Consider the following 13888-nt stretch of genomic DNA (forward strand, 5'->3'; position numbering starts at 1 on the left):
CCTGCCGATGACCAGCCTGCCAGGCGCGTTGAGTGCTTGGCAGCCAGAACCCTTCTGAGTGTTCAGGCTTCCAGGGTTTCTGATAACTCATAATGGCTGAAAATCGGATGCTCCTTGTAGTGGTCCACGATCTCGTGGAGCTTCGTATTCGCATTAAATTGATCAGTCGGGCAATATGTGCCTAGGGGGATGTAGCCGAGGCAATTGCTCTCGCAATCCATGTCATACCCAAAGTGCGCGATGTTATTCGCTTCAAACCAGTGATCAAAAGATGCTTTTCGCTCTTGATGAGAAGTCGAATTGTCGTCACTTAGTCTGTTTTCGGCTGTGCCACTGAACAGGGCGAGCACACCGGAGTTGATGTATTGCTGAGCTGTAGCCCTGCCACCCTTCTGCAAATAGGTGACATCATTATCTAGATACAGACTAGAAAGATTCTTCCCGGTAGTGGCATAGCTCATCATCAACAAGCCGAAATCACTGCCTAGCGTAAAATACTTGTGATAGTCTTTGGTGTTCTCGACTCTGTTGCCGTCTTTCACCCTATAGGCCATAGAGGCGCTGACAACGCTGCTGTCATTGCTGTAGTACGTGTGCAGCTTCCATTCCAGTCCGTGGATCAACTTGTTGATGGCATTGAGATGATACTTGGATTGCCGCTCGTGATTGGCAATATTCCATTTGGGAGTGGGAGTCTTATCCAAGCCTGCAGACTTGATTGCTCTCATTCTGCTTTCTGAGTTGCTTCCAATAGCTGTATTCCCTTCATGTAGCCGACCGATGAAGAATTCAAAATCAGCATGTTGCCGGTTCAGCAATTGCCTGTCTTTGAGTGGATCGCCACTGAACCTGAAGGGCTGGATCCTAAACTTGAACTCCTGTTGTTGAATTGCATTAAAAGCATCAATGCCCTCGTTTAGTTTTGACGATAAGCTGATTGCAGCATCGCGTCCATACGCCATCGCGAAGTTGTAGCCTTCGTCTTGGTCTACGCTTTTGCCATCGGCGATGTCGTTCTGAGACAACCAAATAAATTGGTTGGTTGCGCGACTGCGATGCAGCAGAAATGCCATCTTTGTCTTGTCGCCATGGACATTACGAAAATGAATGATATAGTACATGATGAAAGATAACGAGGGGGCTATCGATTCAATGGCTTTGCTTCCCCATCTCGTGCACCCCAGGCTGACCGCCAGTTAAGCTTGTCTACCTGCTGTTGGTCAAGCTTGATGCAAACACTCTTTTCCATCAGCAGAGCCTGACCCTAGCGACAATCTTCCTGTTATTTAGAGTGCCGCAGAGTTAGGCTTGTTCGGTCATTCGGTGATCAGGATGTCTCAAGGGGGAGCTGCTTTGGAGCCACAAGTGGCTACCTCATGGATGACAATTGAGTGTCCCAGATTGAGCGACTGCCATGGGCGGGCTCGACTCAGCTGCTGGTTCACCAGTGGAGGGCTTCGGCGAGAGCTCTGGTACGAGGTTGATGCTGTTTACGCTCCTTTTCTCTGCATCAACCGATGCGATGGATTCCTGGTGGGCCTACTCACTCTGGCGATGAGTCGCAAGGAGAATATCCGACTTTTAGCGCCCATTTCTGAGCAATTATTCTATAATATAACCCGGTCTTTAATTCCCATACTCCGCGTTCTGTTGCCAGAGCTTGCCCCAATTCAGCTATGGCCACAAAGCCTTGTTGTTGCTGATGGCGGTATCCAGGATGGGGTGGGCACCGGGTTTACCGGTGGCATTGACTCCTTTTGCACTGTGGCAGAACATCGCCATGAAGATGTTCCCAGTGGCTATCAGATCACCCATCTCGTCCATCTGAATGTAGGCTCGCACGGGCCTGGCGGACGGGCCCTGTTCAACGCACGCTGCCAGCAGCTGCAGGTTTGTGCCAGCCATCTGGGGCTGCCGTTGATCGCGATTGATTCCAACTTGGATGAGCACCTGGTGACAGACTTCTGCTCAACCCATAGTCTGCGGCATCTTTCTGGCGTTTTGATGCTTCAGGGCTTATTTCGACGCTTTCTTTATTCCTCTGCCTATTCCTATGAAGCCTGTGACATTGTTGCCTCGACTGATGGTGGGGCGATGGATCCTATGGCCATCCACCTGCTCTCCACCGAATCCATGCAATCTCTGGTTGTCGGGTGTCAGTACTCCCGTATTAAAAAAACTGAGATTGTCTCAAGATTTCCGTTGTCTTACGACTTCCTGAACGTCTGTGTTCAGCCTGAGGATGATCAGTCAAACTGTTCTTTGTGTTGGAAATGCGCACGCACTCAGCTCACTCTTGAAATGCTAGGGGTGCGGGATAGATACCAACGAGTCTTCGACTCTGAAAAATATGATTCGATTCGATCAGGTTATGTCGAAAGTCTGCGTGAGTCGCCTCGATCGCTTTGCCGGGAAGTGTTGAATCATGCCCAAGCTATTGACTATCCCCTAGGGCACAGCTCCTGATCACTGCCCCAGCCTTTGCAGGAGAACGTCTAGGCAGAGGGTTTCGTGAGAAGCATCTTTCCAGGCGCTGCCCTTGTGGCAGGCTATCTTGAGACTGGTTGAAGACGGGGCGCAGTGAAAGATCCCTCCATGCTGTTTATCCACTAAGTGGCTCTCGATGAATTGCCCACTCTGGTGATACTTCTCTAGGGCCCTGCTACGAAGATCAAGGCCAAACAAGGGTGAGTCGGCGATCAGGGCAAGGCAAGCCAGTGCTTCGAATTGCACCCACCAGCTTTTGCTGCGTACCACCAGATCGTGTCCTTCGATCACATAGGGCGGATGGTGAGGCATGGCAAAAACCCAGCCACCCTGATCCATGGCACGGTTCAGCAGCCCACGGATTAACTGCTCGATCAGTTCTGCTTCCCCTTCTCCCAGGGGCAAACTGTTCTGCGCCAGCAATAGCCGCTTGATGAGCTGCCAGGCACGCCCCACCGTCCACAGATGCCCCGGACCAGGCTCTCCCGTGGACAGGAAATACTCCCTTAAGGTGCCGCTTGGAGCATGGATCTGGGCCAGCATCTGGCCACGCAATTGGAGCAGTGTGGGAAGCAGACGCGATTCTGGCCACACCTGATGCAGCAGATGCAACGCCTCGAACAGATCCCCCAGATGGTTCAGGTCACAGAGTGCCAGTGGTGTTCCGACTCCGTCAACGGTGCCCCAGGGATCGCTGCAGGTCTTGGGTACAGGGGGCAGACGCAGCAGGGAGAACGGGTGCGTTGCCGGTAGCTTCTCTAGCCATTTCCAGGCGTCCACGGCCCGTTCCAGCCCTCCCTGGCCGGGATGGCTCAGTTCGTAACTGGTCTGAAAGGAGATGAGGTAGGCGATGCCATGCAATTGCACATCCGAAGCCTGGGGCCTCTCGCCCGCTGGTTCGGCCCACTGGCGCCAACCCCCTGTGGAGGGTTGAGAAAAGGTGCGGTCGAGATCCTCATGGGCCCGCCGGATGCCTTCGGACAGAAGCTCAGCCTGCTCAGGAACATACTGGCCCAGTACGCAAGCAGCCCAACCCTGCCTTGCACTGAATTCGAGCAGGCGGGGCTGGGGACCAAGCCATTGCCAGTCGGCGGAAAAATCTGCCACCAGGCCAGACCCCTCCGGGTTAAAGCAGCGGGGAAACCAGGCTTGTATCACGTGTTGCTTCAGGAACTGAAGCATGCTTTCACGGCTCTCAAGAAAGCTCATCGGCAGGTGGTGGTAGGGAACAGTGAACTACTCATTTTCCGCCTATTCGTAAGCTGGCTTTGGCAGATGTTCCTGCCTATGACCCTGTTTTTGACCCATGCAGAAGTCAGCTGAGCTTGCCTGATACAGCGTCGCAGCGGAGTGTCTCCAGCCGTTCTTCAAGCCTTTCGAGCAGCCCATTGGTATGACTTGAATCACCTTGAAATGGCTCGGCCATCTGGCTGATCCGGACCAGCTGCTCAGCCAGTCGATCCAGGGCCCAGGGTGAGAGCGGCTCTAGCGAAGGCGGCAGAGCGGAGTTGCCGTGAAGGGTGAAATCACCAAGATCAAAGCTGATAGGAGTGTAAGGCAAGCGCAATGAACCGCACCAGTCACGCCACTTCAGCTCCAGAATCCCATCGGAGATGCGTAATGGAACCCAGGGAATTTCAAGGGCTTCTGCGGCAATCGCTCCATGCATGGCCTCCGCCAGCAGCAGTTGATGCTGGGCCAGAGCCGAGAGCACCGTGTCAATCGGATCGCGGGGATCAATGAAGCTGATTCCGGCAACGGCACAGGCCTGTTCCCAGATCTCTTCGTTTACAATGGCTTGCTCCACGTGGGGCATGAAGGCTGCTGCCCTTGGCCCTGGCTGCCGGCGGTTGGCAAACCGACGCAGCAGCAGGCCGGGATCCACCAGCGCCAGATCGGGATCAATACCCAGCACGGCTGTCGACACCGGGCCGCGCAGGGCATCGATGCGAAAATGATCGTTGGACTTCAGTCTTAGCGGGTGGGCATAGCCCACTCCAGATCCAAAGATCACATGCAGCTGCGGATGGCCGCAGCGAGCAGAAAGCTGGTCATTCAGCAGCGTGCCGATCCCCACGAAGGTGACGCGGTCATCGTCATTAAGCACATCCCCCAGCAGCTTCTGCCAAAGCCAGGGATTGAGATCATCACCGAAATTGCTGATGCCATCGCTACGGCGGAAGTAGTAGAGCTTCACTGGGCTGCCCGTCGCTGACCCAGCTGGCGCAGACGCCAGAGGCTGGCCACCGAGCCCATCAACACCACGCCACTGATTCCTACCAGGATCGGCGCGATCAGGTCCAGCAGGATCTGCTGGTTCTGGAGGCGTTGCAGAAGCAGCAGCAGAGCCGCAGTGCTGGCCAACCAGATCGGCCATGGATCAGACCATCTCGGGTCCAGGCGATCGCGCAGCCAGGGATAGTTGGCCAGCAGGGCCAGCAGGCCAAGGGAGGCCAGCAGCAGCCAGACCAGCAGCTCAACCCACCAGGTGGGCCACCCGAAGCCGATGAGTCCCATCGTCAGCCCCACCACAACCAGCCCCGCAGCGCTCAGCAGCCGTGGTCTGGGGCCAGGGCCTCGCCTGGTCTGGGTCAACCCCTTGGTGCCCCAGGAGTGGTCGGTGAAGTGAGCGATGGCATAGGTGGCCAGGCTGCTTCGCATGATCGGCAGCATCAGCGGCCACCAGTGCAGTCGTCGCCCTCCGCAGCCTCGGGCTCTGGAGGAGCCATACCACCCTGTTGCTCCGAGTTCGGCAGCGGCACAGCTGATGGCCAGGCCCAGGCTGGCGATCAGCACGCGACGATCGGCGGCGGCGGCCAGCGTTAACACAGCGGCCAGTCCCACTACCTGGGCCAGACTGCACCAGAGGATCAGGCCTAACCCCCGGGCGAGCCTGTCGCCTTGCCTGGCCAGCAGCCAGGCCTGGACCAACCAGAGTGATGCAGACCCCAGGCAGGCCAGCCGGCCAGCCGAGCACCACCACGCACCCAGGACGCAGGTTGGTTCGGCCAACAGGTCCAGCAGGCAGACCACCAGCACCAGAGGCAGGGCTCCTCCCACCCAGTAGCCCAGCAGGGAGACTGCGCTGAGCAGGCCTGCGGTTAACGTCCACCCCTTCGGTCTCGCGGCTGGGTTATCCCTGCCTAACACCATGGATAGCAGTGCAGCCAGGATGGCCACGTGTACGGCGGCGGAGCCGTTCAGCCATCGGCGCCGCTGCTGCAGTAATTCGGGCCAGGAGAGGCAGGGGTCTGTGATGGCAATGGCATCGACCACATGGGATGTGAATGGGCCTGAGCGGCCGTGATCAGCCAACATCAGGTCCATCGCCAAGACACGATCCTCAGTCAGAAACATGAGGGCCTCGAGTGGAGAGCTGCCCCGACCAGACTTAAGGTAGCGATCAATCAGGCTCGGTGAACCCTGCTTCAGGGCATTCCAGCGGAGAACACAGAACTGCCCAGGAATGACCTCAGCATAGTTGAACAGTGACTGGAGTGACCATCTCAGCGCGTTGCCCAGGAGGTAGTCGTAGTGTTGCAACCTGACCAGTGTGCTGGGTTGGGATCTATCCGACATGATTGTGGGAAAGCAGGCGATGCAATCCGGGGATGCCCAGAGTTCAGCCATCAGCCTGGATAGACATTCGGGATCGGGCATCGTACCCACATCCATTTGAATGCAGAATTGGGGCTCTAGATCAGGGCAGATCTGGGCAAAGAACAGCACGTGGGAATCGAGCTTGCCGACGTTCTGTGGCTTGATGAACAGATGCAAGTCCATTCCAGTGGTTGCATCCAGGTTCTGCGCTCCCTGCCCGCCATCCATCCACCCAGAGCCAGATGCAGGCCTGCTGTTCCGAGTCCATGGCTCGCAGGAGTGGGCCAGTTGGCCGGCGCTGAATCGCGCCACCGCGCTGTGCCCCACCCCTTTCACCATGGGAACGTCAGCTGCTTCGGCTCCGCCGGGAGCGTCCCGAATCAGATGGGCCAGGAACTCCCGCATGCAGGGAGCCAGGGCCTCGGCGCCATCGGCGATGATCGCGATCACGACGGAGGGCGCCGCACCATTCCCTCCAGACTTGGTGATCACAGTTCCACGGCTTGCGGCGCAGGTTCGAGCCAGGGCGCTTAGCGACGCTGCCAGGCTGGGGGCCGATTCGTTGTAGAGGGTCAGGCAGACCAGCAATGAAGCAGGACTGATCCTGGGCTCGACCCTGCGGCCAGCAGCTTGTTCGTTCCCCGTCTGTGGTGAGACATCGAGGATCGTGTTGGGAGTGACCATCGTCAAGGATCAGGCCCCCCGGATGGCGGCTGATCAAGGGGGGGCTCCTGGTTCAGGCTGAGCTGCAAGGCCCTGCCGCCTCGGTGCCGAAACCAGCTGACCCCCTCCTGAACGAGGTCAATGGTCAGGAGCCCTTCACCCGGCGGCTCCGGCAGATTCTCGCCCAGGGCCAAGCTCAGCTCAAGGCAGCGTGTGTCTCCAGGCATGATCGCCTCCAGGAGATCAGCCCCTGCCACGGACAGGCGCCGTAAGCCGCCATCGCCTGCCTCAACCATGGCCCCCAGCCTCACCCCACTGGCGTGAGTGGGAGGCCACGGGGTGGAGCTGCGATTGGTCACCGCTACAGCCATTGGCCAGCTGGGCGGTGCGTTGGACTGAGCGGGTTCAAGCAGTCGCACGCAAGCCTCAAACCTAATCGCCGCCAGGGGTGAAGGGGAGGCACAGCTGGCCGGCCATGATGGAGATGCGGCAGCGGCCTTCAGGCCAGCGCCAATCAGCTCAGTCAAGGCAGAACGATTGGGCGGAAGAAAGAACTGACCGTGCTTGCAGTTGATCCTGGACACGGAAAATCCAGCCGGATAAATTGCTCTCCATCCGAGTTCGGGATTGATGTACTGAATGTGGGGATCAGCAAAGCTATCGGCGCCATGCAATAATACCACTCTCCCCGGATAAGGACTTGGGCGATGATGTTCCAGCAGGAACAGTACTGAAACCTCCAGCCCCCGTCTCAGCAACTCCCGGGCAAGCTCCAGGGCCACGTAGCTGCCCTGGCAATTCCCGCCGACGGCGACCTTCGACCCCTTGGCGATGGCCATGATTTCTTCGCAGTAGCGATGAGCGAGTTGTGTCACCAGCTGGCTATCCCATGGCGCAATCAGGTGGAGGGAACGCATGCCATAGACGGGCTGTTCCGGGCCCAGCTCCTGTGCCAGCGCCTGCAGCTCCTGGAAGCCTTGACAACACCAGAACAGAGGCATCGCACCGGTCTCCAGGTTGCAGCCCACCAGCAGAGCATCGGCGGAGCTGCGTGGGCCGGGCCAGCCGCCCAGATACCCCCGTAACTGCTGCTCCACCTCGGGATCAAGGGTCGACTTGGCAGCAAGATTCTCACCGTTGCTCAGGGCATCCATCTGAACGGCAAGGGCGGAAATCGTGGTGAAGGCAGCAAGGTTGGCCATGGCCAGACGGCAGCCCGTGCGCTGTTCGATCGCCGCGAGCAGCGCCAAAGCGGTGATCGAGTCACCGCCGAGGTCAAAGAAATCGTCGTGGAGTCCTACGTTCTGGCCAGGAAACTGTTGACCCCAGACCTCCAGCAGCAGCTGCTCAGAGGGGGTTGCCAGCAAACGCTTGGAGCTGTCCGGTACCGCTGCGACGTCGGCCTGCAAGGCCTGGGGGTCCTGCTCTGCCTGGTCTTGAGGCAGACCTTCTGCCCTGGTGAAGCTGCTGTCAAGAAAGGCTTGCGTGAGTGCCGATCGTTTCACTTTCCCTGCCGGTGTGCGCGGGATGTGTTGCGGGGCCAGCGGAATGAAGGCGCGAGCCGTAAGGCCGGTCGACTCCAGCAGACTGCGGCGGAGCTGGGTGACAGTCTGGTCGAGCATTGCGCTGGAAGCTGAATCTCCGGCGCCCGCATGGCTGACAAAAACGGGCGCGCCAGGATTGAAGAAGATCAGCAGCGCCTCAGTGTGGTCAGAGGCCTCGCGCACCGCGCAGGCCACCACATCCGCATCGGTGCAGTTCAGGGATTGCTGCAGGGCCAATTCAATGTGGTGGCAAGAATATTTCTTGGCATTCATGATCACCACATCCTGGCAGCGGCCAGTCACGGTGAGTTGTTGACCCTGGATCAGTCCCAGATCACCGGTACGCAACCAGCGGTCGACGCAGCGCAACCGTCTGCTCGCCCGCGGCTTGCCGAGATAGCCCTCGGCGGCGGTAGGACTGAACACCTCGATCTGCCCCACTTCACCCATGCTGCAAAGACTGTGGTTGCTGCGCACCACACGAACGGCGTAGCCAGCACAGGGTTGGCCCACAGCCACGGCAATGGCTTGCCCATCGCTACCGTCACCAGCCTCCACCCTGGCGGGCCCGCTGGTGACGGTACCCGCTTCTGTCATTCCATACCCTGCATACACCCGCTCCGGACTGATCCCGAAACGCTCGATGAGAGCCAGAAAACGGCGCAGGGTATGGGGGGAGATTGGTTCTGCTCCGATGCCGAGATTACGGAGGGAGGAAAGATTCCAGCCCCGTTCTGGCGCTTGCTCAGTGGCCTGCAACAACAGGCCCATGCCAAAACTGGTCATCATCGATGTGCCGATCCTGTGCTGCTCAATCAGATCGAACCACTGGCATGGATTGGCCAGAAAGGCCTCGGTGCTGAGCACAGTCTTTGGCATTCCATCCGGCGTCATCACTCGTAGGAAGGTGGCGGCCTGATGGGGCGGTAGCCAGTACAACCCGCCGCCATCCTCGGTTCTGGAGCTGTGCCCCGAGGTGCGGCATAGCTGCAGCCGGACTGCGAGGGCCTGGCGGTTCAGCAGCACCAGTTTGGGCACTCCCGTGGAGCCACTGCTGCTGAACAGAACCGCTGGGGTGCTTCCTGGCAGGCGCTTGAAGCTGAACTCCGGAGACTCGGCGGCGAGGGCTTCGAGGCTGAACGTTGGGAAGCCAGGTGCGGAAAGTTTGCTGGCCGTGCTGTGATCATGGATCAGAGCTCGGAACCGCTGTTGACGGACCAATTGGCCTACGGCCCGATCCAGATCTTCTCTCCAGTCAGTCAACCGTGTGCTGCTGAGCGGGGCTGCCAGAGGCACTACACCCGCCATCCAACAGGCCCACAGAGCAGAAATCAGATCGCCTAGTTCTGCAAGGGCGACGATCACCAAATCTCCAGGTTCGCAGTGGTGATTCAGCAGTCCATGATGGAGGCAAGCCGCCTTGTTCCAGATCTGGTCATAGGTGAGAATGTTGGTTGGTTTGCCATTGGCGCCTACCAGGGTTAGTCTTCTCTCGCCATGTTCCTCAACCTGAGCACGCAATACCGATAGTGCGTCGAGTTGATCATCAATCCCGACGGCTGCAAGCTCGGGCCCATTGCACTGCGCTTGCAGTGTAACTTTGCCCATTGGAAACTACCTTCAGCTTGCTTATCTTAACATGATGGGCTTATGCTTGCTGTTGAAGCGCTGAAGAGCTCTGCCAGCTCCGGAAAGGTTGCCTCCACAGATTCCTGGCGTAAGGCATCAATCTCTGCGCATTCTTTGCGAAAGTTATCCAGTGATTCGGTAGAGCTCTTACCATCCATCTCTTTGATGACTGCGTTGATCTGACGTTGCTGGAATTCTACCCCGGCAGCGTCATCATCCGTGTGCTGCTCGAGCCAGGCGAGATGGGCCCTGAGCTGGCTACTTGCAATCTTCTTGAGGCCTGAGGGAAGCAGGCGAATACTGTAATGACTAGGCACTTGAAGCATATGTAATTGGATTTGTCCTAAGCCGATGCCACACTGAAGATGAAGAAAACGTTGCAGCTCTGCGAGATGCAACACGTTGAAAATCGATACCGTGGTCAAGGTCTTCCTTTCAACATGGGGGCAAGCTTGTTGCACGGCCTGTAGGTTAGTTACGAACTGTTCCCAGTTGAGTTCCTTGCGCATGAGTTCGCCGCGGGCCCCCATGGCGTCAACGCTGGCGAGTAGCTGCACCCTGGAGAAGTGTTGCCATGCATCGAGAACTTTCATGTCCTTGTAGGCAAGTGTGGATAAATTACTGCTGTATTTTAGACTGACTTCGGTTCTGCCTTTTGCGATTAACCTGTGCAGCAGTCTGTAATGCTCTTCCATGAGCATTGGTTCGCCACCCGCAAAATATATCTCCTCCACGACGGGCAGGAAGGAATCGAGCTCTGCCATGAGGCGGTCGATGTCATCATCAGCATGGATGATCGGCTGGTCGCCGACTTGCCGACCCAGTGCCACAGCGTCTTCGAACCAGCGCGAGCTGGCCCCATGCCAACAGCTGCGGCAACGGAAATTGCAGACGTTGGAAAAGCGGATGTCCCAGTAGACCGGCCGTGCCTGTGGTGCATGCCCATTTGGTTCTGTGGTCAATGCTGCGCCGACATGGTGTGCCAATGCGCCATTCATGGTTTGCCGAATGCTCAGAGCTCCGCTGCTTTCGCGATCAGCACAGCGCCTGCACCCGGACACCGTTTCGCCGCGCAGCATTTTCAGGCGTAGCTCTCGCATGGCTCCGCCGTCCAGAATAGAGCCCAGATCATGCTTTCGAATGTTGCCGAGCTCGCCCTCAAAGTCGCAGCAGGCTGCCACCATGCCATCCGGGCGCACATGCAGATGGGTCCACGGCAATAGACAGAATCCGTTGGTTCTCTCAAGCAGTTCAGTGCCATCGGACTGCTGGCCAACCTCGTTGCTCAACATCGTGGATTCCTGCTCGCAGCCCCCAGAGGGTTGATGCATCCTGGCGCTTTTGCCGTTCTGATCCTATTGGCTTTCCTTGATCTTGTCACCTGCTTCGGTGCTGGTGCCCCACACGCTGAAGCTGTTCACGCCCCGTGAAGGAGCTATGGTTGGAGCTATTGAGCTGACTTTGCGTTGCCGGAATCTGATCTGCTGCGATTCTCCGCCTACATGAATCAGCTGTGGTCTACAACAGAGGGTTGGTTTGACTCCATGGCTGCGAGTGTCTGCGACTGTCTACTCTGTTTCCAGGAGCAAGAGGCGATCTCGGGTCACTTCCTTGAAATTGGTGTCTGGAAGGGTAAGTCTGCAGGCCTGTGGGGAGTGCACCAGTGTGAACAGGAGGTGCTCCACCTGATGGATACAACCCCAGATCGAGTTTCCATTTCAGAGGTCTTGAAGGGCGCCACTGCGCTTCGATTAATCGATTCTCCGCTCAAGGTGGATCTTTTCGAGGGTTCCTCTCGGCTGATTAAGAATCTTCAGTTCTATCGAGATTCACAGCATAATTTCCGATTCATTCATGTCGATGGCAATCATACCGGAGCCTATCTACACGCCGACCTTGAGGCTGCGGAGGCCTTGCTCATGGAAGATGGGGTGATCTGCGTTGATGACTTTTTCTCTCCTTGGTACCCCCAGGTGACACAAGCTGTGTTCCGGTACCTCGATGCCAGTCCCTATCGGCTCAGCTTGTTTCTTACAGGATTTGGAAAGGCTTTTCTGGCCAGGCCTGCCGCTGTGCACCGCTACCTGGAATACTGTGCGCAGCGTCTTCCTGAGGATATGGATTCTCGATGCAATGTGCTAGGGGCCGATGGTCAAAGCTCAATCACGCGCGCCGTGCTCGTCAAGACGACGCGCCCTGCTGATATGAACTGCTTTGGGATTGCGCGGGCTCCTGCTGAGTTCAGCGGAAATCGACGCGGGCTTGACTGGGACCAGGAGTGCCTCCCCTATTAGGCCGATCAGTCCTCTGGAAAACTGCTCCAGCCTAGGCCCAGTTGCAGGGCCAGCCGAGCCCCCCAGTAGCCCACCAGGCCAACCGCGGCGGTGGCTCCCCCCAGTCGCCAGCCACGCAGAGGCCGGGGCATCAGCCGCTGCTGACGCACAGCCAGCACCGACCAGCCCAGCAGGGTCGCCGCCACGATGGGCCCAAAGGCATGCCACTGCACGGAAGTGGCCAGCTCCCCATGCAGCGCCAGGCTGGTGGCCCGTGTGAGGAAGCAGGTGGGGCATGGGATGCCGGTGAAGGCCCGTAGCGGGCATGGCCAACCCGGTAGGGCGGGATGGGCGCCTTTGAGCCACAGATAGCCCGTGAGGGACGCAGGCAGCAGGAAGCCAGCGTGTTGGAGGCGGCGCAGAAGGCGCTTCAGCGGTCTGTGCTGTTCATCGATCTACCGAGCCCATGATCACGTCGATGGAGCCGAGGATGGCCATGATGTCGGCCACCTTGGCGCCCTTGAGGATGTGGGGCAGGATCTGCAGGTTGTTCTGGTCGGCGGCGCGGATCTTGAAGCGCCAGGGGGTGACGTCGTCGTTGCCCTGGATGAACACGCCGATCTCGCCCTTGCCGGATTCCAGCCTGGTGTAGAGCTCGCCGGAGGGGATCTTGAAGGTGGGAGCCACCTTCTTGGCCACGTACTGGTAATCGAAGCCGCTGGCCTCGCCGCCCTTGCCCTCGGCCATGCGCCTGGCCTCCAGGTTTTCGGTGGGGCCGCCGGGGATCATGGCGCAGGCCTGGCGCAGGATCTTCAGCGACTCCCGCATCTCCTGCACCCGCACCCGGTAGCGCGCGAAGCAGTCACCCTCCTGGGCGGTCACCACGGACCAGTCGAAGTCGTCGTAGCACTCATAGTGATCCACCTTGCGCAGGTCCCAGGGCACGCCGGAGGCCCGCAGCATCGGCCCCGAGAGGCTCCAGTTGATCGCCTGCTCACGGCTGATCACCCCCAGCCCCTCGATGCGCTTGCGGAAGATTGGGTTGTTGGTGATCAGCTTCTCGTATTCATCGATCTTGGGGCCGAACCAGTCGCAGAAGTCGAGGCACTTCTCCAGCCAGCCGTAGGGCAGATCGGCGGCCACCCCGCCGATGCGGAAGTAGTTGTTGTTGATCAGCCGCTGGCCGGTGGCCGCTTCCCAGAGGTCGTAGATCATCTCCCGCTCGCGGAAGATGTAGAAGAACGGCGTCTGGGCGCCCACATCCGCCAGGAAGGGGCCAAGCCAGAGCAGGTGGTTGGCGATGCGGTTGAGCTCCAGCATCAGCACCCGGATGTAGCTGGCGCGCCTGGGCACCGGCACGTTCGCGAGCCGTTCAGGGGCATTGACCACGATCGCCTCGTAGAACATGCCCGCCGCATAGTCCATGCGGCTCACGTAGGGCACGAACATCACGTTGGTGCGGTTCTCGGCAATCTTCTCCATGCCGCGGTGCAGGTAGCCGATCACCGGCTCGCAGTCCACCACGTCCTCGCCGTCGAGGGTCACCACCAGCCGCAACACCCCGTGCATCGAGGGGTGGTGGGGGCCGAAGTTGACCACCATCGGCTCCGTGCGCGTTTCCAGCTGCGTCATGGGGCCGAGGGAACGGAGAAAGAGTGTCGGGATCTTAGGAAGGTTTGGCGCCCCGCTTTG

10 protein-coding genes are annotated in these 13888 nt (G+C 58.6%); 2 read left to right on the top strand and 8 right to left on the bottom strand.

What is annotated here, in order from left to right:
• Positions 1-62: 62 nt before the first annotated feature.
• Positions 63-1121, bottom strand: coding sequence for a hypothetical protein (locus ACWJIO_RS09395; protein ID WP_480313051.1), 1059 nt, complete (start codon positions 1119-1121; stop codon positions 63-65).
• A gap of 412 nt (positions 1122-1533) precedes the next feature.
• On the opposite strand from ACWJIO_RS09395, the gene ACWJIO_RS09400 reads away from it, so the two are divergent.
• The gene (locus tag ACWJIO_RS09400) at positions 1534-2466 is read left to right on the top strand and encodes a hypothetical protein (RefSeq protein ID WP_480313053.1); all 933 of its coding nucleotides are present in this window, start codon (positions 1534-1536) and stop codon (positions 2464-2466) included.
• Here ACWJIO_RS09400 and ACWJIO_RS09405 read toward each other — a convergent pair whose 3' ends face one another.
• From ACWJIO_RS09405 to ACWJIO_RS09425, 5 genes are all read right to left on the bottom strand, one after another.
• Positions 2467-3696 (bottom strand): AGE family epimerase/isomerase, encoded by a 1230-nt coding sequence (locus ACWJIO_RS09405; protein ID WP_480313055.1) that lies wholly within the window; start codon positions 3694-3696, stop codon positions 2467-2469.
• A gap of 106 nt (positions 3697-3802) precedes the next feature.
• Positions 3803-4684 (bottom strand): glycosyltransferase family protein, encoded by an 882-nt coding sequence (locus tag ACWJIO_RS09410; protein WP_480313057.1) that lies wholly within the window; start codon positions 4682-4684, stop codon positions 3803-3805.
• On the bottom strand, positions 4681-6771 hold the full coding sequence (locus tag ACWJIO_RS09415; protein ID WP_480313179.1) for a glycosyltransferase family protein: 2091 nt from the start codon (positions 6769-6771) through the stop codon (positions 4681-4683). The genes ACWJIO_RS09410 and ACWJIO_RS09415 overlap by 4 nt, the downstream gene beginning before the upstream one ends.
• A 2-nt stretch (positions 6772-6773) precedes the next feature.
• Entirely contained in the window at positions 6774-9902 is a 3129-nt protein-coding gene (locus ACWJIO_RS09420; protein WP_480313059.1) for an AMP-binding protein, read from the bottom strand.
• A 26-nt stretch (positions 9903-9928) separates the two neighbouring features.
• The gene (locus ACWJIO_RS09425; RefSeq protein WP_480313060.1) at positions 9929-11212 is read right to left on the bottom strand and encodes a twitch domain-containing radical SAM protein; all 1284 of its coding nucleotides are present in this window, start codon (positions 11210-11212) and stop codon (positions 9929-9931) included.
• 255 nt (positions 11213-11467) lie between these two features.
• Here ACWJIO_RS09425 and ACWJIO_RS09430 point away from each other — a divergent pair, with 255 nt between their 5' ends.
• The gene (locus tag ACWJIO_RS09430; RefSeq protein WP_480313062.1) at positions 11468-12217 is read left to right on the top strand and encodes a class I SAM-dependent methyltransferase; all 750 of its coding nucleotides are present in this window, start codon (positions 11468-11470) and stop codon (positions 12215-12217) included.
• A gap of 5 nt (positions 12218-12222) precedes the next feature.
• Here ACWJIO_RS09430 and ACWJIO_RS09435 read toward each other — a convergent pair whose 3' ends face one another.
• Entirely contained in the window at positions 12223-12651 is a 429-nt protein-coding gene (locus ACWJIO_RS09435; RefSeq protein WP_480313180.1) for a DUF2752 domain-containing protein, read from the bottom strand.
• The gene (locus tag ACWJIO_RS09440) at positions 12644-13828 is read right to left on the bottom strand and encodes an NAD(P)H-quinone oxidoreductase subunit H (RefSeq protein WP_480313063.1); all 1185 of its coding nucleotides are present in this window, start codon (positions 13826-13828) and stop codon (positions 12644-12646) included. The genes ACWJIO_RS09435 and ACWJIO_RS09440 overlap by 8 nt, the downstream gene beginning before the upstream one ends.
• Positions 13829-13888: the final 60 nt, after the last annotated feature.

The organism is Paraciimarium castrense LEGE 11436 (assembly GCF_056633055.1).